Annotated in this window: 16 protein-coding genes; 12 read left to right on the forward strand and 4 right to left on the reverse strand. The window is 62.9% G+C overall.

Annotated features, from left to right (window positions below):
- On the forward strand, nt 1–420 hold a 420-nt coding region (locus JO015_20330), incomplete at its 5' end, for a transposase (protein MBW0001449.1).
- A 187-nt stretch (nt 421–607) separates the two neighbouring features.
- Here JO015_20330 and JO015_20335 read toward each other — a convergent pair.
- Entirely contained in the window at nt 608–1804 is a 1197-nt protein-coding gene (locus JO015_20335) for a hypothetical protein (protein ID MBW0001450.1), read from the reverse strand.
- Between the two features lie 559 nt (nt 1805–2363).
- On the opposite strand from JO015_20335, the gene JO015_20340 reads away from it, so the two are divergent.
- The 5 genes from JO015_20340 (at nt 2364) to JO015_20360 (ending at nt 7854) form a co-directional block, all read left to right on the forward strand.
- A complete protein-coding gene (locus JO015_20340; GenBank protein ID MBW0001451.1) occupies nt 2364–3470 on the forward strand; it encodes an ABC transporter substrate-binding protein in 1107 nt (368 codons plus the stop codon).
- Nucleotides 3471–3565: 95 nt separating this feature from the next.
- Entirely contained in the window at nt 3566–6157 is a 2592-nt protein-coding gene (locus JO015_20345) for an ATP-binding cassette domain-containing protein (GenBank protein ID MBW0001452.1), read from the forward strand.
- Entirely contained in the window at nt 6154–7104 is a 951-nt protein-coding gene (locus JO015_20350) for an ABC transporter permease (GenBank protein ID MBW0001453.1), read from the forward strand. The genes JO015_20345 and JO015_20350 overlap by 4 nt, the downstream gene beginning before the upstream one ends.
- Nucleotides 7105–7183: 79 nt before the next feature.
- Nucleotides 7184–7414 (forward strand): CopG family transcriptional regulator, encoded by a 231-nt coding sequence (locus JO015_20355; GenBank protein ID MBW0001454.1) that lies wholly within the window; start codon nt 7184–7186, stop codon nt 7412–7414.
- Between the two features lie 8 nt (nt 7415–7422).
- Complete coding sequence (locus JO015_20360; protein ID MBW0001455.1) at nt 7423–7854, forward strand: VapC toxin family PIN domain ribonuclease; 432 nt, start codon at nt 7423–7425, stop codon at nt 7852–7854.
- A 100-nt stretch (nt 7855–7954) separates the two neighbouring features.
- On the opposite strand, the gene JO015_20365 is transcribed toward JO015_20360, so the two are convergent.
- Entirely contained in the window at nt 7955–8653 is a 699-nt protein-coding gene (locus JO015_20365) for an arylesterase (GenBank protein MBW0001456.1), read from the reverse strand.
- On the opposite strand from JO015_20365, the gene JO015_20370 reads away from it, so the two are divergent.
- A complete protein-coding gene (locus JO015_20370; GenBank protein MBW0001457.1) occupies nt 8644–9399 on the forward strand; it encodes an ABC transporter ATP-binding protein in 756 nt (251 codons plus the stop codon). The genes JO015_20365 and JO015_20370 overlap by 10 nt on opposite strands.
- A 61-nt stretch (nt 9400–9460) precedes the next feature.
- Nucleotides 9461–11968: an ABC transporter permease gene (locus JO015_20375; protein ID MBW0001458.1), complete on the forward strand. Its 2508-nt coding sequence runs from the start codon at nt 9461–9463 to the stop codon at nt 11966–11968.
- Between the two features lie 248 nt (nt 11969–12216).
- Here JO015_20375 and JO015_20380 read toward each other — a convergent pair whose 3' ends face one another.
- A complete protein-coding gene (locus JO015_20380; GenBank protein MBW0001459.1) occupies nt 12217–13536 on the reverse strand; it encodes an acetamidase/formamidase family protein in 1320 nt (439 codons plus the stop codon).
- Nucleotides 13537–14513: 977 nt separating this feature from the next.
- On the opposite strand from JO015_20380, the gene JO015_20385 reads away from it, so the two are divergent.
- Nucleotides 14514–15074: a Uma2 family endonuclease gene (locus tag JO015_20385; protein MBW0001460.1), complete on the forward strand. Its 561-nt coding sequence runs from the start codon at nt 14514–14516 to the stop codon at nt 15072–15074.
- A gap of 1153 nt (nt 15075–16227) precedes the next feature.
- Here the strand turns inward: JO015_20385 and JO015_20390 are convergent.
- The gene (locus tag JO015_20390) at nt 16228–17244 is read right to left on the reverse strand and encodes a DUF1624 domain-containing protein (protein MBW0001461.1); all 1017 of its coding nucleotides are present in this window, start codon (nt 17242–17244) and stop codon (nt 16228–16230) included.
- A 416-nt stretch (nt 17245–17660) separates the two neighbouring features.
- Between JO015_20390 and JO015_20395 the strand changes: the two genes are divergently transcribed.
- The 3 genes from JO015_20395 to JO015_20405 all read left to right on the forward strand — a co-directional run.
- Complete coding sequence (locus JO015_20395) at nt 17661–17993, forward strand: nucleotidyltransferase domain-containing protein (GenBank protein ID MBW0001462.1); 333 nt, start codon at nt 17661–17663, stop codon at nt 17991–17993.
- Nucleotides 17990–18382 (forward strand): HEPN domain-containing protein, encoded by a 393-nt coding sequence (locus JO015_20400; protein ID MBW0001463.1) that lies wholly within the window; start codon nt 17990–17992, stop codon nt 18380–18382. The genes JO015_20395 and JO015_20400 overlap by 4 nt, the downstream gene beginning before the upstream one ends.
- Nucleotides 18383–18659: 277 nt before the next feature.
- On the forward strand, nt 18660–18850 hold a 191-nt coding region (locus tag JO015_20405; GenBank protein MBW0001464.1), incomplete at its 3' end, for an IS5/IS1182 family transposase.

Genomic DNA, 18850 nt, shown 5'->3' on the forward strand with positions numbered 1-18850 from the left:
AGGGTAAACCCTGGGCTAAGTTCCTTTGGCCCTTCAGGCCATCAAACCGTCTACCGGCCCGTCTGGCCTAGCCCGTGTATACAGTCAAATAGGTGTAACGCCGGCGGGGCCTGGGACGGAAGACAAAAATTTACCTCCATCGCCGTCGAAATGGTATTACTGGGCCAAGTGCGCCGTTGGCTGCCGACTCGGGCGCCCATCGTGGTGGCCGATAACCATTACGCCGTGCTGGAGTTGTTGGCCTGGTGCACCCGGCAGCGCATCACCCCCCTCAGCCGCTTGCGCCTGGATGCCTCCCTCTATGAAACGGCCCCGGCGCGCCTGCCGGGCCAAGCGGGCCGCCAGCGGCTCAAGGGCAAACGGGTCCCCAAGCTCACCGAGCGGTTCACCGATGCGTTCGAGATCTGTCGAACCCCGTAGCCCGGTTACGCACCCGGGCAATACCGACCGCGCGTATTGCTCACACTTTTGCGAGCGACGTTACCGCCACTGGAAAATGCAGCTTACGGTCTACGCCGCAGCGGCCCGCAGACAACCCCCACGCGGGAGGGCACGCTCATACACGTCAACCGTGTAGTTGGTCAGCCGGATACGAACGAAAATGCCTTTACCCTCCGCCCTTATGGTCGCGTATCTTTTTCTTCCACGCATCCGCAAACTGCCACGTACTCAGGGGCGGCGTGACCTGCTCCCAGCGCGTCTCGGGAACGGCCTTCATGTTGTCCAACACCCGCGCGAGGCCCTTCGGAGCAACCTTGGCGGGGGCAAGCGTAGCGGCCTTGTAAGTCAAAATCAGGTGGTTCAGTTGCCCCTTCTGTCCCTCCCAGTTCACGTCGGCTTGGTACAACCGCACCAACTCATCGGCGAAGGGCTGCGCATTGATTCCCCTGAAATAGGCGTTCTTGAGGTCCGCGACGCTGATGAGATTCTGATTGATCCATCTCTCTATATACGGATACACATTTGTGTAACCGCCCTGGTGCCAGTCCTTGGTGACGTTGCGTGTGAGCCATTCCGTCGTGGCTTCGCGCACGATCTGCCGATGGTCCGCGTTGGTGTGATAGGCATCCCAGGTATATTGCTCGTAAGTGGGATCTGTGCACCAGTGGAGCAATTCATGGATCATGCTCTTGTGATGGACCTCCGGAGGAAACTCCATGCCGCGGTCCAAAGGTGGGTAATTGGCCGGTAACGCCAGCTCGCCGGGCGTAGTCCAGCTACTCGCCGTAAAGGCCTTTGGATTGGCGCAAGCCCCGCCCCCCAGTACCGCCACGCGGCCTTGGAACGCCTCGGGCGTTTTATGCCAAACGAAGCAGTACAGCGGTTCGACGGAATCGAGCTCGCTGTCAGTAAAAACCATTCTTAGTGCATTGCGGAATTCAGGAACCATGTCCGCGTCATACTCGTCGCGAATTTTGCCGGCCGCCCAGGCAAGCATCTTGATGGCAGGCCGATTAAGGTCGCGCTGCACCCGATTGAGTTGCCGGGTAATCAGGTTTTCCAGGCTCTGCGTCGATGCAGATCTGTACCCCTGTTTGATCTGGGAAATGCAGTTGTCCCGGCGACGCCCATCGTGGAAGAAAAATACCTCGATGAGCATGAGCGTTCGCAGCGCGTCACGCCATCGCTTGTCGTTCTGGTTGCCCGGCAGCTCGATCAGCGTGTTCAGTTCGCTGCCCGGATCGTGCTGCTCTTCGTCGCATTTCCTCTGAAATGCTCGAACGGCCTCCCCACGGCCTTGCTGGCTGAAAATTGCCTGGCCGTTCACGTAGTTTTTGCAGTTTTGGATGCGATTCTTGGGCATGGCACTCCCCTTGCGAACATTTATCCGCGATGAGTTCGACCTCAGCGCTTCGAGAAGGCGGGTTGTGAAGCGGTGATCCGGCCGTCGGAGTATTACCATAGCCAGTTCCCGACCATCAAACCAGACAGAACCGCTGGTTACGTCAGGAGCCCAAGCGCTGTCAATCGACCCAGGAGCTTGACGCAGGTCCAGGACGGCCGGAATCACCACACGCGAGGCCCGGACGACGTAGAAGACGTCGTAACGGGGGGTAACCGAACACCGGGAGTTTTCGAAACGGCCCTCGATGGCGACCGATTAACGGATCCCGCGCCACCAAGTCTGCGCAGCGATCCGATTCACGCAGGAACCGGTCCGCTGTCTCCTCTTGAAAATCCTTAAAAGCGCTCATAGGCGGCCCTGGATTATCGGCCTCGACGCCTGCAACGCGGATATGGAAAAAGCTTGATCGTCCCGCTCGCCGTTGATACTCATACGTGCGTCCCCCCCCGTGACGGCGGCCGCCAGTCTTTCCGCCTCGCTAACTCGCCAACCCCCCTTCATTCCACACGATCAGAATATGAAATCGATTGCCCAGCGGGCTGTAATTTTCCTGGGGCTTCTCATCGGGCTCAACGGCCTGGCTGCAGCCGCAGATACGTACGAGCCCGAGTGTTTCAAACCGTTCAGCCCGTCCACCAAAACGCTCAAATTTCCCGCTAAGAAGCCGCCCTACCGGATCGCGCTCGCCAACGGTTTTATCGGTAACACCTGGCGGATTGAGATGATCAAGGCATTGCAGGCGTACGCGGACTCGCCCGAAATGAAGCCGTTGATCAAGGAATTGCGCGTCGTGAGTACAGGAACCGACGTCGCTGCGCAGATCGGTGCGATCGATAATTTTATCAATTCGGGCTATGACGCGATCCTGATCAACGCGGTAAGCCCGACGGCGTTCAAGCCGGTCATCGAGCGCGCCAAGCGGGCCGGGGTCATCCTGGCCGCTTTCGACAACGTGATCGACAGCGACCAGATCTTTCTGGTGAACGAGGATATGATCGAGATGGGCAGGATGGCGGGTCGCTGGCTTGAGAAAGAAATGGGAACGAAGGGCAACGTGCTGGAAGTGCGCGGGGTGCCGGGCAATTCGGTTGACCAGGACCGGCACAAGGGATTCCACGAGATCCTGGGCAAATATCCGGACATCAAATTTGTCGAGGTAGTCGGCAACTGGGACGACGGCACCGCTCAGAAGGCGACGGCTGACGCGATCGCGGTCCACGGCCATTTTGACGGCGTTTACACGCAGGGGGGATCGACGGGGACCGTACGGGCGTTCATCGACGCCAAACAACCATTTATCCCCGTCGTTGGGGAGGGAGAGAATGGGTTCCGCAAGTTAGTCGCGGAGCACGCCAAAGACGGCCTGAAAGGCCTGTCCCTGAGCCAATCTCCGGCGCTCTCGGCCATTTCCCTCAAGGCGGCGGTCGCGGCTCTCCAGGGTAACGCGTTGCCCCAGTTCATCGCGATTCCTCTGCCGTGGGCCGATTACACCACGCTGAAGGCCGGTGAGAACTATTTCCCCGACTTGTCGGATGACTTCTTCGTGGCGACCGGCTTTGAACCGTGCGGCGTGAAGCTGGATGCCGCGCAGCTGATGAATGCAGCCAAGACGAGCCAACAATAAAGAATCGAATCGACGATCATCACGGCGCCTGGTGAACCGGCTCCCGATGGCTTTGGTTTGAGCCTTGCGGCGTTATTCCTTGGGCGTCTGAGCAGATGGGGAATCCGTTCCTAAGGCTTGAAGGAGTCACCAAGCGGTACGGGGGCGTTACCGCCCTGGCGGACGTTAATTTCGAATGCTCGCCCGGCACCATCCACGCCGTCGTCGGCGAAAATGGCGCCGGTAAGAGCTCGTTGATGAAGATCATCGCGGGCGTAATCCGGCCCGACGAGGGCCGGATTTATGTCGAGAACGCCCCGGTTCATTTTGCTTCACCGTCCGATGCAACCCGGTACGGGATCGCCTGTATTTTTCAGGAGCTTTCCCTCCTGCCGGATCTTTCGGTCGCAGATAATATTTCGATCATCAATCCGCCAAAACGGTTTGGATTGATCGACCGGCCGCGACAACGGCAACGGGCCAGAGAGATTCTCCGCGAGATCGGCTGCGCGGACGTCCATCCGTCGGACCGCGCCAAGGATCTACCTTTGTCGCGCCAACAGATGGTTGAGATCGCGAAGGCGCTGGTCCGGCAATCCCGCCTGATCATCATGGATGAAGCGACGTCTGCCTTGACGGCGCGGGACGTGGACCAGCTGTATAAGATAATCCGGCAGCTTCGGGATCGAGGGCTGGCGATTCTCTACATCTCGCACCGGATGCACGAGATTGCGGCGCTGGCCGATGTCTGTTCGGTGTTCAGGAATGGGAAGCACATCGCGACATTTCCGATGGCCGGGAAAACGGCCGCGGAAATTGTCCCGCTCATGATCGGACGGGAGGTAACGCAGGCCTACCCGCCGAAGCATTCGCCAACGGTAAGGACCGGCCGCGGGGACGGAGCCGAGGGAACCGGCGCCGAGTCCCGATCGGAAGTCCCGGCCCTCGACGCACGAAATCTTCACTGGGAACGGGCGCTGAACGGGATTTCGGTAAGCGTGAAGAATGGCGAAATTGTCGGACTCGGCGGTCTCGACGGGCAGGGACAGAGCGAATTGCTGTTAGCGCTGTTCGGGGTGTTACGCGGGGTTGAGGGCGAACTGCTGATCAACGGCACGCCGCGGTCGATCGCGCACCCGGGCCAGGCAAAAGCGTCCGGTGTGGGCATGGCCCTGATTCCGGAAGACCGCAAGACCGAGGGCTTGCTTCTCCCCATGTCCATCCGGGACAACCTCGTGCTGGCGGCGGCCCACGATTTAAGCAAGCACGGGGTGATTGATCCGGGGAAGGAGCGAGCCGCCATCGATGAAGCGGTCGGCAGGCTGCGCATCAAGGTGAATGACCTCGATGCGCCGGTTCGCACGCTCTCCGGCGGCAACCAGCAGAAGGTAGTCCTCGGCAAATGGCTGATGAAAGGGCCCCGGATCCTGCTTTTCAACGATCCGACGCGCGGCATTGATGTCGGCACCAAACAGGAAGTGTACCGCCTGATCCGCGAACTCGCGCGGGCGGGGATCGCCATCCTGTTCTACTCGACTGACTACGAGGAGCTCATCGGAATGTGCGATCGCGTGGTGGTCTGCTATGCAGGCAAGCCGGTGCGCGAGCTCAAAGGGGAAGAACTGAACGATCGCAGCCTGATCACGGCTTCGCTCAACCTCAGCGAGGAATCCGCCCGATCGGAAGCTTCGACCACGGTGCGTGAAGCGGGCGACCCCGGCCGCTCGAAACGTCAGGCGTTCCGGCGGTTCTGGCGGCGAAACGCCGGGCCGATCACGGCCTTTTTTGTATTTGCGGCCATGTTTCTGCTTTTCGCCGTCCGGCAGCAAAATGGCCTTTCGACTAACATTGTGACGTCGGTATCAAACAAGGCGGTAGTCCTGGCGCTGGTGGCAATGGGCCAGACGTTAGTCATTCTAACCGGTGGTTTTGACTTGTCCGCCGGGATGATCATGACGATGGCGTGTTGTCTGGCTTCCGTGGTCCTTAACGGTTCGCCCGGCCAGATCGCCCTGGGCGCGCTGGCGGTCCTGGCCAGCGGGTTGGCGGCCGGGGCGATCAATGCCGTGATGGTCGTCCTTGGCCGGATCCAACCGATCATCGTCACCTTGGCTACCGGCGCGATTTACTTCGGCGTGGCTCTCTGGTTACGCCCGAGTCCCGGGGGCGAGGTAAGCGAAGATCTCAGCAACGCGTTAACGTACGATGTTGCCGGGGTACCGGCTACCTTCCTGCTCCTGGCGGGCAGCTGGCTCTTCGTCTGGTGGCCCTTCCGGAACTCGGTGGTGGGGCGCACCTGTTATGCGCTGGGGTCGTCGGAAAGCGCCGCGTACATGTCGGGCCTTGCGATCGGGCGCGCCAGGTTTGCTGCGTACTCATTGGCGGGCGTCCTGTCGGCCGCCGGCGGCTTGTTACTGGCGCTGATTTCGCTGTCGGGCGAAGCCAGCGCCAGCCAGGGAGGACTTTACACGCTGAACTCGATCGCCGCCGTCGCAATCGGGGGTACCTCGCTGTTTGGCGGTTCCGGAGGGATGATCGGCTCGATTCTCGGCGCGCTGGTGCTGCGGACGATCAGCGACCTGTTATTCGTGTTCAACGCCCCTGCATTGTGGCAACCCCTCTTTCAGGGTCTGATCCTGCTGGGGGCAGTTTGTGTAGGTGGGTTACGGGTGCTGCGCCGGAAAAACCAGCTCGAGGTGTTTCTATGAGGCGCTGGTTCACCCGTGCAAACCAGCCGATCCTCGTCGCCGGCGCCTGCATCGTGATCATGCTGGCGGCCGGTGCAAGCATCAACCGCAACTTCCTTTCACTCAACTACCTGTTACAGCAACTCGAGGTTGCGTCGTTTCTGGGAATCATTGCGGCCGGATTGATGCTCGTTGTCCTGCTCGGCCACATCGATCTTTCGATCCCGTGGACGATCACGATCGGCGGGATGATGGCGACGGCGGTTGCTAACGCGCAAGCAACGGCGGGGCTCCTGACGTTGCCGGCCGGGCTGGGTTGCGGGTTAGTCGTGGGTCTGATCAATGGCTGCGGGATTGCCTGGTTGCGGGTGCCGTCGATGATCTTCACCTTGGGTATGAACGCGGTTCTGCAGGGATTGGTGGTGCTGTATACGGGCGGAGCCGCACCTGCGAGCCACGCCACCAGGCTTATGTCGATGATGGCGGTAGACAGGACCTTCGGCGTGCCTAATGCCTTGTTCGTCTGGGGCGCGGTTTCGGCGGTTATCGTCTTCATTCTGCGAGCTACGCAGTTTGGACGCTACATCTACGCCGTCGGCAACCGCGAGCGGGCCGCTTACCTGTCCGGGGTTCCGACGCGCCTCGTGATCGTGTCCTGCTTCGTGATCAGCGGCCTGACTGCCGCGTTGGCCGGGATCATGCTAACCGGATATTCAACCAAGGCGTACCAGGGCATGGGCGACCCCTACCTTCTACCGTCCATCGCGGCGATCGTGCTGGGCGGTACGCACGTGCTCGGCGGGACCGGGCGCTACCTGGGGACCGTCGTCGGAGTTCTGCTGATCGTCCTGCTGCAAAGCATCTTGTCGGTCTTGCAAATGCCGGAAGCAGGCCGCCAGATCATTTATGGCGGGGTGCTTCTCGGCATGCTGCTCACTTACGGGCGTGGGGCTCGCTTAAGCGAGTAAATTGGAAAAGTTCACCCTTTCGAGCGGATCAAGGCGCACGGATTGACATCAGGTGTTTGGTGCGTGATGTCTACGCATCATGCGGACCACTCTGGATCTCGACGATGATGTTTTGGAGGCGGCACGAGCGTTGGCCAAGATGCGGAACCAGACGATGGGAAAAGTGGTTTCCGAACTGGTCCGCCAGGGCCTGCACCGGCCGCCGACTAAGCTGAAAAACCGGGATGGCGTCCCGGTGCTGCCTAAGCGCTCCGACATCGTGGTAACCAACGAGTTCATCAACCGGTTGCGCGAGGAACAAGGCATTTAGGATTTCAGGTGTATCTGCTCGACATCAACGTACTGTTGGCCCTGTGCGACGAGGCGCACGAATTTCATGAGGTGGCGTGGACGTGGTTTACGCCGCGCCGCGCGAAGGGCTGGGTCACCTGTCCCTTGACGGAGAACGGTTTCTTACGCATCCTCGGGCATCCTGCGCACCCCTCTCGGCTGGGTTCCCTGGAGGGCGCGCGAGAGATTCTGGATGGACTGTGCCAGAGCGAAGGCCACCGGTTTTGGGCCGATGAGGTGAGCGTGCGAAACCGCTCCCAATTTCCCGAGTTGGCGCAGGTTACCCCGAAAACCTTGACCGATGTATATCTGCTCGGGCTGGCGGCAATGAAAAAGGCGCGCTTCGCCACCTTCGATCGTCGCGTCAACGCCCGCATTGTAATGGGTGGATCACACGCCTTGGAAGTGATTTCGCAGTGACCGCCGGACCTGATCAAAGGGACGCGCCCCTGTCGCCGTTGTTCCCGGCGTGGCAGGCTGCTGTCTCTGTTCTCCGCAGAGCTGCATGAACCTCTCGGATTTACCGGCCGGAGCGAGCGTCACCGGCCGTGGCCTGACGGGCTTCCAACACCGGCTGCAGAACCGCCCAGACATTCGCCGCGACGCGCTGCTGACCCTCCGCGGTCGGGTGAATCCGATCCGGTTGGTTCAGGTCGGGCACGCCGCCCACGCCTTCGAGCAGAAACGGAATCAGGATCGCATCGTTCTCCGCCGCAACGCGCGGGAACAGCGCCTGAAACTGTTCGGCGAACTCGCGTCCCATGCTTTCCGGCATTTGCATGCCGGCTACCATCACGGCGATGCCGGAATTTTTGGCACGGGCGCGCCGGATGATGGCGGCAAGGTTTTCCGCGGTTTGCCGGGGCGGGATACCACGCAGGCCGTCATTCCCCCCGAGCGCAACCACCAGGATCGCCGTGCCGGGCCCGAGCACCCAGTCGACGCGCCGCAACCCGCCGGCCGTGGTATCGCCGCTTACCCCCCCATTGACTACCGTAAACGGCAGCCCGGCGGCATCGATTTTCCGCTGCAACAACGCCGGGTAGGCTTGTTGCGCCGGGTCATCGAGGCCGTACCCGGCCGTGATGCTGTCGCCGAGAATGACGACGCGCCCCGGCGAGGGGGCGCTGCCGCCGTTTGTCTTGGGGCCATCTGCGGCCCATAGTAGCCCGCTCGTCCACAACAGAAGTGAAAGCGTAAGAACCCTTAATGAAGTCATCGGGTCAAACAACAGGAATAATCAGCGTCCGGCACAACGCGGAACCTGTCAAACCGCCGATCCTGGAAATCCGGGGTCTGCGCAAAGTTTTTCCCGGCAACGGGCGCGAGTTGACGGTCCTGCGCGACATCGATCTTACGCTTCTTCCCGCTGACACCTGCGCGATCATCGGCCCGTCGGGCAGCGGCAAAAGCACGCTGCTCGGCCTATGCGCCGGGCTCGACGATGCGACGGCGGGCAGCGTGCGGCTTGACGGCCAGCCGCTCGAAGTCCTCGATCAAGACGCCCGGGCCGCGCTGCGCAACCGCCTCGTCGGTTTCGTCTTTCAGAATTTCCAACTTATCCCGACGCTCACGGCGATTGAAAATGTGCTCGTCCCGCTCGAGCTGCGCGGCGAGACGGGCCGCGGCAAAGAAGCGGTGGAACTGCTTGCGCAGGTAGGGCTCGGGGATCGGCTCCATCATTACCCGCCCCAGCTTTCGGGCGGCGAACAACAGCGCGTCGCGCTCGCTCGTGCCTTCATCCATCGCCCGAAAATCCTGTTCGCCGACGAGCCGACCGGCAACCTTGATGCGGAAACGAGCGAACCGATCGTCGAGATGCTCTTCCGGCTCAACCGCGAGACCGGGACGGCGCTGGTGCTGGTCACGCATGATCCCGCGCTGGCGGCCCGCGCACGCCGGGTCATTAAAATGCGTGCCGGCACGATCATCGCCACGGAGGAGCGGCAGCATGACGGGTGCTAGGGCCGGAGGAGGAGTTCCCCGCACCCTCCGGCAGGCACTGGTACACCCCTGGACCTGGCGGATGGCGTGGCGCGACAGCCGCACCCAGCGCGGGCGGCTGGCAATCTTCTCACTCGCGATCGTCGCCGGCATCGCCGCGCTGGTCGCCATTCATTCGCTCAAAGCCAGCGTCCGGACCGGCGTCGCCACCCAGGCCAAGGCCCTGCTCGGGTCCGACCTGCAGATCTCCTCTCGCCAGCCCATCTCCGAACCGGACGCCGCAAAGCTTGCCGCCCGGGCGAAACGCGTCAGCCGCGAGATCAGCTTTTCGTCAATGCTCTACTTTCCGGGCGCAGACGCTGCGCGGCTGGTTCAAGTCCGGGGGATCCAGGGTGACTACCCCTTTTACGGCCAAGTCGAAACCACCCCGGCCGGAGCATGGGAACGGCTGCGCTCCGGACGCGGAATTCTGCTCGAGCCTGCGTTGCTGGAACAATTCAACGCGAAAGTCGGGGATAACGTAAAACTCGGCGCCATCGAGCTGCCGATTCTCGGCATCGTAAACAAGCCGCCACCGCGCAGCAGCCGCTTCAGCGGGTTTGCGCCGGAAGCTTACGTCGCCCTCGCGGACCTGGCGCGCACCGGTCTGCTCGGCACCACGAGCCTAGCATTCTATTGCCTTCACCTTGAATTGTCTCCCGGCGCAGATCCGCAGGAAACCAAGGGGGCCGTCCTGGCCGCGTTTCCCGAAGCGACCTGGCGTCTCGAGACGCCCCAGGACCGGCGGGACACGCTCGGCGATGCGCTCGACCATTTTGAGCAATACCTTTCTTTGATTGCACTGGCTGCCTTTGTGCTCGGGGTGATCGGCGTTGCCGGCGCTGTCCACGCCCACGTCAGCCGCCGCGCGCCCACCGTTGCGATCTTGCGCTGCCTCGGCTGCCCGGCGGATCTGGCCTTCAGCATTTACCTCGCCCAAGCGGCTGCGTTGGGCGCGCTCGGCGCCTTACTCGGCGCGGCCGTCGGAATCGGGTTGCACCTTGGGGTGCTCGCAAGGTATGGCCAGCTTCTCCCGGTTGCCCTGCGCCCCGCGCCCGAATGGCCGGTGGCGGCGCAGACCACGGCGGCGGGGTTCGCCGTGTGCTGCGGGTTTGCGCTGCTGCCGTTGCTGCGCGTACGGCGCATCTCGCCCGCCGCGACGCTCCGCCAATCCGCGGCACTGGACAGGGTCACCGGCTGGTGGCGGGCGTGGCCGGTCTACCTGCTGCTTGCCGCCCTGCTCACCCTGCTCGCCCTGGTCAATGCGCCCGATTGGAAACGCGCGCTTGGCATGGTGGCCGGCCTCGGTGTGGCGTTCGGCATCCTCATCGCGGTGGCTCAGGGCCTGGTCCTGGCCGCGCGGCGCCTGGTCCGCCCGACGTGGCCGTACCTGGTTCGCCAAGGGATTTCGAACCTTCATCGTCCGCACAACCAGACGCTCCTTTTCCTGCTTTCCCTCGGCCTCGGCACGTTCCTGCTCTTAACCGTCCTGCTCACGAATAATCTTCTTACCCAGCGGCTGGCCGTGGCGAACTCGCCGGATAGTCCGAACGTTTACCTTATCGATGTGCAGCCGGACCAGGTCGAAGCGGTAAGCGCGCTGGTACGGTCGTTGCAACTCCCGGTCCTGGAAAGCGCGCCCATGGTCACCATGCGCCTTCAATCGATGCGCGGGGTGCCCGTGCGGCAGTTGGAACAGCAAGGGGCGGTTCCGAAGTGGGTGCTCCAGCGCGAGTTTCGTTCCACGTACCGTGACCACTTGAACGCCACCGAGACATTGGCAGCCGGCGAGTGGCTCACGCGGGTGCCGGATCCGAACGGCCCGGTACCGGTATCGCTCGAGGAGGGAATCGCCAAAGACCTGCACGCCGGCCTCGGCGACGAACTCGTGTTCGACGTGCAAGGCGTACCGGTGCGGGCCCGGATCACCAGCCTGCGCAAAGTCGATTGGAGCCGCTTCAACCTGAACTTCTATATGGTCTTCCCGCCCGGAGTCCTCGAGGGCGCGCCGGGTTTTCACGTCCTGACCACGCGCGTCGCGGCAGGCATGTCCTCGGGCGACCTTCAACGCGCGCTCGTCCGGAAGTTTCCGAACGTAACCGCCATCGACCTGACCCTCATCCTGGCGACCATCCGCGGGATGCTGGAGAAGATTTCCCGGGTTGTATCGGTGCTCGCCGGGTTTACCGTGGCCGCAGGACTGCCGATCCTGGCCGGCACGTTGCTCAACGGCCGCGACCAACGCCTGTACGAAAGCGTCCTTTTGCGGACGCTCGGCGCATCGGCCGGACAGGTACGCGTGATTCTCATGATCGAGTACGCAACCCTTGGAACGCTGTCCGCCCTGGCAGGCGTGGTCCTTGCGGCAGCCGCCAATGCCGCCCTTGCCCTTTTCGTGTTCGACGGCAATCCCTGGCCCGACCCGCCGCTTTTGGCCGTGGCGTTTGCCGCGGTCATAGGCGTGGCCCTGCTGGGCGGGCTCGCGTTGAGTCGTGGAGTCTGCCGCCATCCGCCGCTGAAAATTCTGCGCGGCACCGCTCAGCCTGGATAATTTTAGTTTTCCTTCGGAAGGCGGGCGGCATTGAGGCGCGGGCCGGGGCGGTGTTATACCATGCAGACAATTATCTGGGTAGAATTCCGGCCGAGGGGGTGCTGCCGGACGTTCCGCACGGGGTTACCTCGGCTTCAGGCCCGATGGGCCCTTTCGGGGCGCAAACCCGGTCGAAATTCCACCAGGATAACTATCTAAATGGTATAAGTCAGGTCGATTGAGGCGAGCGGCATCGCCGCGTTTCTGCGTCAGCCGATCCCGTATTGTTCCTGCGCGAAAGGAAGCAGGCCCGCTTTCTCGAGGGCCGCCACGGGTGCCAGGAACGTCACCTGGACAACGCCCGGGTGCCGGCCGATCTCGATGCCGCCCGTGATGGTCGCGCGGTTCAGCACCTCCGGAAGACTCAGGGACAGGAGCTCAGCTGCACGGCGAAGCCCTACCTGCGTGGCCTTGTTCAAATCGGGGCCGGACCCCACCACGGAGACAGGCGCCGATTCCTCAATTTTGTCGACCCCCCATTTGGCCGCCAACCGGCGTGCCCGGCCTTTTTCCGCTTCGCTGAAGGGCCGGGCCAGGGGCGGCAGATCTTCCACGAGCGGGAACAGCACGGGGCCCTCGAGCGTTCGCCCTTTCAACAAGTCGACCTCCAGCGTCACCGTTCCCGATACGTCCATGGTGTGGCCCGCGATTTCACCGTCGCCCTGCAGCGCGTGCATGTCCCCGAAGTAGATGCCTGCGCCCGGCACCTTGACGGGCGCCAGAACGATGGTGCCCGGCCTGACCGCATCGATGTCCATGTGCCCGTCGGTCCGAAGTTCGAGCTGCTCAGCGGTGATGGCATACTCGTGCGGGGCACCCACCAACGCGGAACCGAAATCACCGGCGTTGTGCGAATCGGGCATCCGGATGGCAGGCATCGTTCCGAGTTGGCCCAGAAACGGCCGCAGCCTGGCGACGATCCCAACCAAATCATGCGGAGCGAATGTAAGAATCGAATGCTGCGCCGAACTCTCCGGCAGCGCGGCAAACCAGTCGGCCGAACGCGCGATCCGTTCCGCCGCCTCTTGCGGGACCGTGAGCCCCAACCGGCGCGCCTCATCAAAAACCACGGTGTACCCGTTGACCATCTGGAACGGCGTGACGGGGGTGTTGCACGTCACGCAGCGAACCGCCTGCTGCCCGATCCCCTCGACGTAGGTCTCCGGATAAAGGGTGCCGCAATTGGGGCAACGCGGGGCAGCGTAAGGGTCCCCAAGGTAATGACCTTCGACCCATCGATCGTGACCGGAAGCCGTCGCCGCCGAGGTGACGTTAACGTCGCGGATGCGCAGAACCACCGCATCCCCGGGCATGGCCCCCTCCACCGCAACCGGCCGGGTCACTTCATGGCCGCCCCGAATTCGGGGCGTAATCATCGGTCCCCAACAGCCGGGCGCCGTGTTGCCCACGATGGTCCCGCCCGCCCTTAACGGGCCGAGCATGGGTTGTGCCGGATCGAGAATACCATCGGTCAGCTCGGAAACGAGGACCGTTGCCTTCGCGCTGCTTTTGGCGCTGGAAGGAGTCATGATTAAATGCCTTTCGTTAGCGGTGGGGGTACGTCTATCGGCGCCTTGACCATGCACGAGCATCGGCGTCAGAGGGCTGGCTCCGTCACGAACCAGCCAGGGAATGTAGCGGGGTTCTTTACCGGTCTCAAGCAGCAGAGCCGGGTCGAACGGCCCCGGCGTTTCTCGCCTGGAACGGAAACGGCAAGTCGACGGCGGCCGCTTGATGCCTGTGATAACCTCTTGGCAAGGCGTCTAACAGTTCGCCGTTTCCCAGTTGCTCCCAACCGCGCGCACGCGCCTCCGTCACCGCGTGCTGACACACAGCCGCGCGACCGCGTCACGAGCGGTCGAGAAGAGGAGTGCAGCCGACGCGCCCCTGGCCCAGCATGCGCCCGGTCCGAAGATGTTCTCTGGTTTGCAACTGGAATTTTGGGCGCAGGTATGACGGTCAAGGTCGAGGGTAAACCGTCCATCCGCATTGATGCGCCTGAGAAGGGGGGTTATTGACCGCCGCCTCCGATGAGCGATCGGAAAACGGCCCCGTCTCGGCGGTTGGCTGGAGGGTCCGCTTCGGCCCGTGTGGTTGAATCCCGCGCCGTCGCGCAGGCCTGCGGGGTCAATCGCGCCGCAAGCAAAAGCGCGGCTTCCCCATGCCCAACGCCTCCGGGTCGGCGGATGGAGCAATTGCGGGCTGAAAGACACCCAAGAAACACTTCCGCGGCGTACGCCGGGTTCCATGCTTCCCTTTCGGCCCCCGGTTGTGCAACGGCTTATCGATGTCCGAGCCTTGGCCATCCAACCGTTCCATCGGCGTGATCAACGAAAGCGCAAAGCCGCCAAGCAAAACCGTTGCCCTTAAGGTTTCAACGACGGCGTTTCTGCCGTATACTGTGCAAGATAGGCGACGGTAAGAACGGCACCGGGTGCTTTTGTTCTGACATGTTATTGACGTAGAAGGACCATCACTCGATCGACGCTGATGCGGGAAGCCTGCGATGAAAACGATCGAACGCCCGATGACCCTCGAAGAGTTCGACGCGCTGCCGGAAAGCAATCGGCCCGCCCAGTTGATTGAGGGACACTTGGTCGCGGCGCCGGCACCGGACCGTTTTCACCAACGCCTTTCAGGGGCGATCTATGTGGCGGTCTACCTCCACCTGGAGGCTCATCCCGATCGAGGTGAGGTGTACCAAGCACCCTTCGAGGTCCAGTTCCCGGGCGTCAACGTCTACCAGCCCGACGTGATGTTTTTCACCCGAGCGCACCTGGGCCGGCTTACCGATAAGCGCGCGGTGGGCGCTCCGGATCTCGTCGTCGAGATCCTTTCGCCCTCCACTGCACGGTATGACACCGGCAAAAAGCGCGAAGTTTACGCGCGTTTTGGCGTCGCCGAGCTTTGGATTGTGGATCCCCCGCGTCGTAGCGTCAGTGTGTACGGGTTGGGTCAGGATCCCGACCAACCGCTGCGGGTGCTCAAACACAGCGACGTATTAAGGACCGCCCTGTTGCCCGGCTTTGAATTACCACTGAGCCGCGTGTTTGGCCGCGAGCATTGATGCCGAGGGACTCCCGTTGCCGGCCCGGGCAACTGGCATTTTGGTTCCCTTACTTTTGCGCTTCGAAGAGCGCAGCTCTTCCCGAACGCAAAAGTTCGTTACCGTCGCCCCCGAACCGGAGCTCTAGCGCCAAGGGAGGCAACGGAATAAATCGCGAGCCCTCAAGCGGTTTTATGCCGGATGCCGAGCTTGCGCGAGCGAGGGAGGGGGCAACCGATGCTCCCCCACCCCACCGTGGGCCCGGTCCGCAGGACGATTCGACGCGCCCCGACCAACCGCCGACTCGGGAGGCGGAACACCCGTCCCCGGGACTTTGGACTTGCCACGCCGGCGGACCTTTTTCCCAAACCCACTGGTGCCCATGGCGTCGACCCTTGCCTTCGAGTTTGCGGAGGAGGGTTTGCTGGTGCTGCACCATCGTTTCCAGCGATTCCATTTGGCACCCTTTTTCGGAAAACAAAGCGATTTGAAGCCGCCGGGCAAAGCGGCGCCGGCGTTCGGTTCAAGGGGGGATGCTGCGTCAAGCCCGCCGCCGATGACGGCCCAAGCTCCGGGCCCGCCGGTGCGGATCCGGCCACTTCAGCGCGATCTGCCCGATGCTCGAGTTGGTCGGAGCCCCGCGCGGCTCGACGGCCTGAACCGTCGCCCAACCGTGAAAGCGGTGGGCGGGGTCGGCCGTGAGAGCAGGAAGCGGCGGTAAGCAATCGTAGCGCCCCCGCAAAAAGCGCCGGCGGGGCACGCCGCCCTTCTACCGGACCCGTTCGCCGGCCAGGTAAGTGAGGCGTTGCTCTAACCAGGCGTCGCGTCTTCCGTCCGAGAGTAGCGCGGCTGGAGGTCGTCTCTCGACCTTTTAAGGGCAGTCCGACGCCAGAGGTTTCGCCGTGCGCTCCATCGCTTGAGGTCCTCAGCTCGGACCAGAATGCCGAAACCTACAGGTAACTCAACCACCCCCAGTCGGGATGGGCGCCCTTGAACGCCAGGTACCACCGGCAGGGGAAGTAAAGCAGCCCTAAAGCAAGCCACCACATCAGATAAATGAAGGGCAGGCCGTGGCCGTACCCGGCCGGAGGATCTTAGGTCATAAAGCGCCCCTGCCAGAGCCAAGCGACGGGTTGATGGAAAAGCCAGCCCACCACGATGGCCAAGCCGTGGATCACAAAGAGGTGCAGAACGTAGTAAACAGGGGCACGCGCCCGAACACCAGCAGCATCCGCCCGAAGCCGCGCTGCGCCGGCGCGCCCTCCAGCCACGCCAGGAGGATCAGGGCGGGACCAAGGGTCATCAGCAGGTAATCCAGCGACGGCGGGTATTTCAGGGCGTCAAAAAAGGCGATGACGGTCCGCGTCAGGCGGGGCTGGACTTGCCAGGGCCCTGCCGTGGACGGCACGGGGAAAGACATGCCGGCGTCGCCATTGCCGTAACCGTTGAGCGCGCGCAGCACAAAGAAAGCCAGCGTGAGCGCCACCCCCAGCCCGAGCGTCCATTGGCGGCGGTCCGGCCGCACGAGTAGCGCCCCCAGGGCGTAGCCCGCCGCCATGACCCCGACCCAGGGCACTAACGGGTAGAGGACGACGAAGCCCACGTGCGGCGTGATCCAGACCGCGCCGGGCCGATGGAGGACGGTCCAGAGGCCGGCGAGGTTTCCCAGCGCGGCCGGGGGAATCGGGTCGAGCAGGTTATGAAACGCGATGGCGGCCACGCCCAGCGCGGCAATCCAGCCAAGCGGCAGCTGAACGATCAGCGCCATCGCCGCCATCAACCAGCCCAGCGCCCAAATCACTTGCACCACCGGGGCCGCGGCAAAGGCAAAATTCCACGCAAAGTGCACCACGGTCAGCTCCAGCAACACCAGCCAGAGGCCGCGCGTCCACAGGAAGCGGGCGACTTGGGGCACGGGCTCGCCTCGGGTTACGGGGAGGTAGGCCCCGGTGCCGGCCAAGAGGAAAAACACCGGCGCGCAGGGGTGGGTGATGGCCCGGGTGAAGAACAACGCCCCGAAGGTCTTGCTCAGGTCTTCCGGTTCAAACGCCAGCCCCGTGAAGTAGTCGCGGGTGTGGTCCAGGGCCATGAGCGCCATGGCCAACCCGCGCAACAGGTCCACCGACACGAGGCGAGGGGACCGGCCGGAAGCAATTGAGGGGTCAAGGGTTGCAACACGCGGTAGGTGCATCGGAGTTTTTGGATTCCGAAGCTTGCCAAACGGCTCCTGGCCAGCGTATGCCGCCAGCGGCCAAAATTGCCACACTTTCGCTTAAAATGCCCAAGGGCCAAACGTACGGGGGTGATGGGCGGGCTGCTGCGCACCCGCCTCCAACCCGAGCTCGCCTTTAGCCACCCTTAAAAGCGGCCGGGCAAGCCGGCCCCTTCTCGGCAGTTGGCGGGAGCCTCCGTCATGCCCCGTATTTGGATGCTGGCCTTGTGCAAGCTCAAGCCAGAGGGCAACCGGCGTTCCCCCACCCCGCGATGCACCCGGTCCGAAGAACGATTCGACGCGGCCCGGCCCACCGCCGCCTCAGATTGCCGATGACCCGGGCGCATGCGCCCCGTGGATCGAAGCCCCGGTTTTGTGCTACAGGTAAAGCCGCCATGTTGAAAACGCCGCCAAGCGCCCCCGTGCTTCAGCGCTTCCGCGCCGCCGTCGCTCAAACCTACGGCGCCCGGCTGGAGCGCATGGTTTTGTTCGGCTCGCGCGCGCGCGGGGATGCGCCGCCGGACTCCGATTACGATGTCGCGGTCTTTCTGCGCGGCATCAATGACCTTAATGCCCGCTGGACCGAGATGGACCGGCTTGCCGATATCAGCACCGCCTTGCTTGAGGAAACCGGCGCATTTGTTCACGCCATGGCTTACCGGGCCGGTTCCTATAACGAGCGCACTCCGCTCATGCACGAAATCCGCGCCGAAGGCATTGACTTGTGAAGCCGGAGAGCGCGGCCTATTTGAACAAAGCTCGCCAGTTCCTTGGCAAAGCCCAAACGTTGTTTGATGAGCTTTATTGGCCCGACGAAGCCGGCCGCGCGGCGTACCTTGCCGCGTTGCACGCGGCGCAAGCTTTGATCTTTGAGACGACCGGCAAAGTGATTAAGCGGCACAGCGGCGTCCACAGCAAGTTCTCGGAGCTTGTTCGGGCCGAGCCGCGCGTGGACGACGAGCTACGCGCCTTTCTTGGCCGCGCTTACAACCTGAAAGCGGTCGCCGATTACGAAGCCGGTCCCGGCGCGCAGGTGTCCCCCGAGAAGGCGCGGGCGGCGATCGCCACGGCGCGGCGGTTCGTCGAATGCGTCACGAGCCTCATCAACGTTCGCTAAAGGACGAGGGGTACGGCACGTCTGCACCCGCCAGTTAGTCATGCATCACCGCCGGTTCGATCATCTCCCATAACTTCTCGGTGAGTCCCTCATGTTTCCTGACTTGTCTGACGCCGATGCGTGTAGACCTTCTCCATGGATGATATCCTGGGGTGCCTTCAACGCCCCAGCGGATGCAGTGAAACCAGAAGGGCGAAATCCTAAACCCGAAGGACCAAACAAGGGCGTCGCTGACGGGCGCGGGCGGGGTCGCCGAGCCGAAGGGATCAAGCCCCACGTGGCCCCCATCACCGGCCGCAAGGTGGCCGGCTTGGACGGGCGCACCACCCGCAGCAAGGGTTACCAGATCAGTCAGACCATTCGCAAGTGCGCCGAGCAGATCTTTGGGTGGGCCAAGACGGTGGGGGGCATGCGCCGGAGCCGTTACTGCGGGGCCGAGCGCACCGACGCGGCCTGCAAGTGGGTGGT

Source organism: Verrucomicrobiota bacterium, from assembly GCA_019247695.1.
GTDB lineage: Bacteria > Verrucomicrobiota > Verrucomicrobiia > Chthoniobacterales > JAFAMB01 > JAFBAP01.

Coding starts and splice junctions, on each gene's coding strand:
- JO015_20335 (MBW0001450.1), bottom strand. CDS start 1,804: ATGCCCAAGAATCGCATCCAAAACTGCAAAAACTACGTGAACGGCCAG.
- JO015_20340 (MBW0001451.1), top strand. CDS start 2,364: ATGAAATCGATTGCCCAGCGGGCTGTAATTTTCCTGGGGCTTCTCATC.
- JO015_20345 (MBW0001452.1), top strand. CDS start 3,566: ATGGGGAATCCGTTCCTAAGGCTTGAAGGAGTCACCAAGCGGTACGGG.
- JO015_20350 (MBW0001453.1), top strand. CDS start 6,154: ATGAGGCGCTGGTTCACCCGTGCAAACCAGCCGATCCTCGTCGCCGGC.
- JO015_20355 (MBW0001454.1), top strand. CDS start 7,184: ATGCGGACCACTCTGGATCTCGACGATGATGTTTTGGAGGCGGCACGA.
- JO015_20370 (MBW0001457.1), top strand. CDS start 8,644: ATGAAGTCATCGGGTCAAACAACAGGAATAATCAGCGTCCGGCACAAC.
- JO015_20365 (MBW0001456.1), bottom strand. CDS start 8,653: ATGACTTCATTAAGGGTTCTTACGCTTTCACTTCTGTTGTGGACGAGC.
- JO015_20375 (MBW0001458.1), top strand. CDS start 9,461: ATGGCGTGGCGCGACAGCCGCACCCAGCGCGGGCGGCTGGCAATCTTC.
- JO015_20380 (MBW0001459.1), bottom strand. CDS start 13,536: ATGACTCCTTCCAGCGCCAAAAGCAGCGCGAAGGCAACGGTCCTCGTT.
- JO015_20385 (MBW0001460.1), top strand. CDS start 14,514: ATGAAAACGATCGAACGCCCGATGACCCTCGAAGAGTTCGACGCGCTG.
- JO015_20390 (MBW0001461.1), bottom strand. CDS start 17,244: ATGCACCTACCGCGTGTTGCAACCCTTGACCCCTCAATTGCTTCCGGC.
- JO015_20395 (MBW0001462.1), top strand. CDS start 17,661: ATGTTGAAAACGCCGCCAAGCGCCCCCGTGCTTCAGCGCTTCCGCGCC.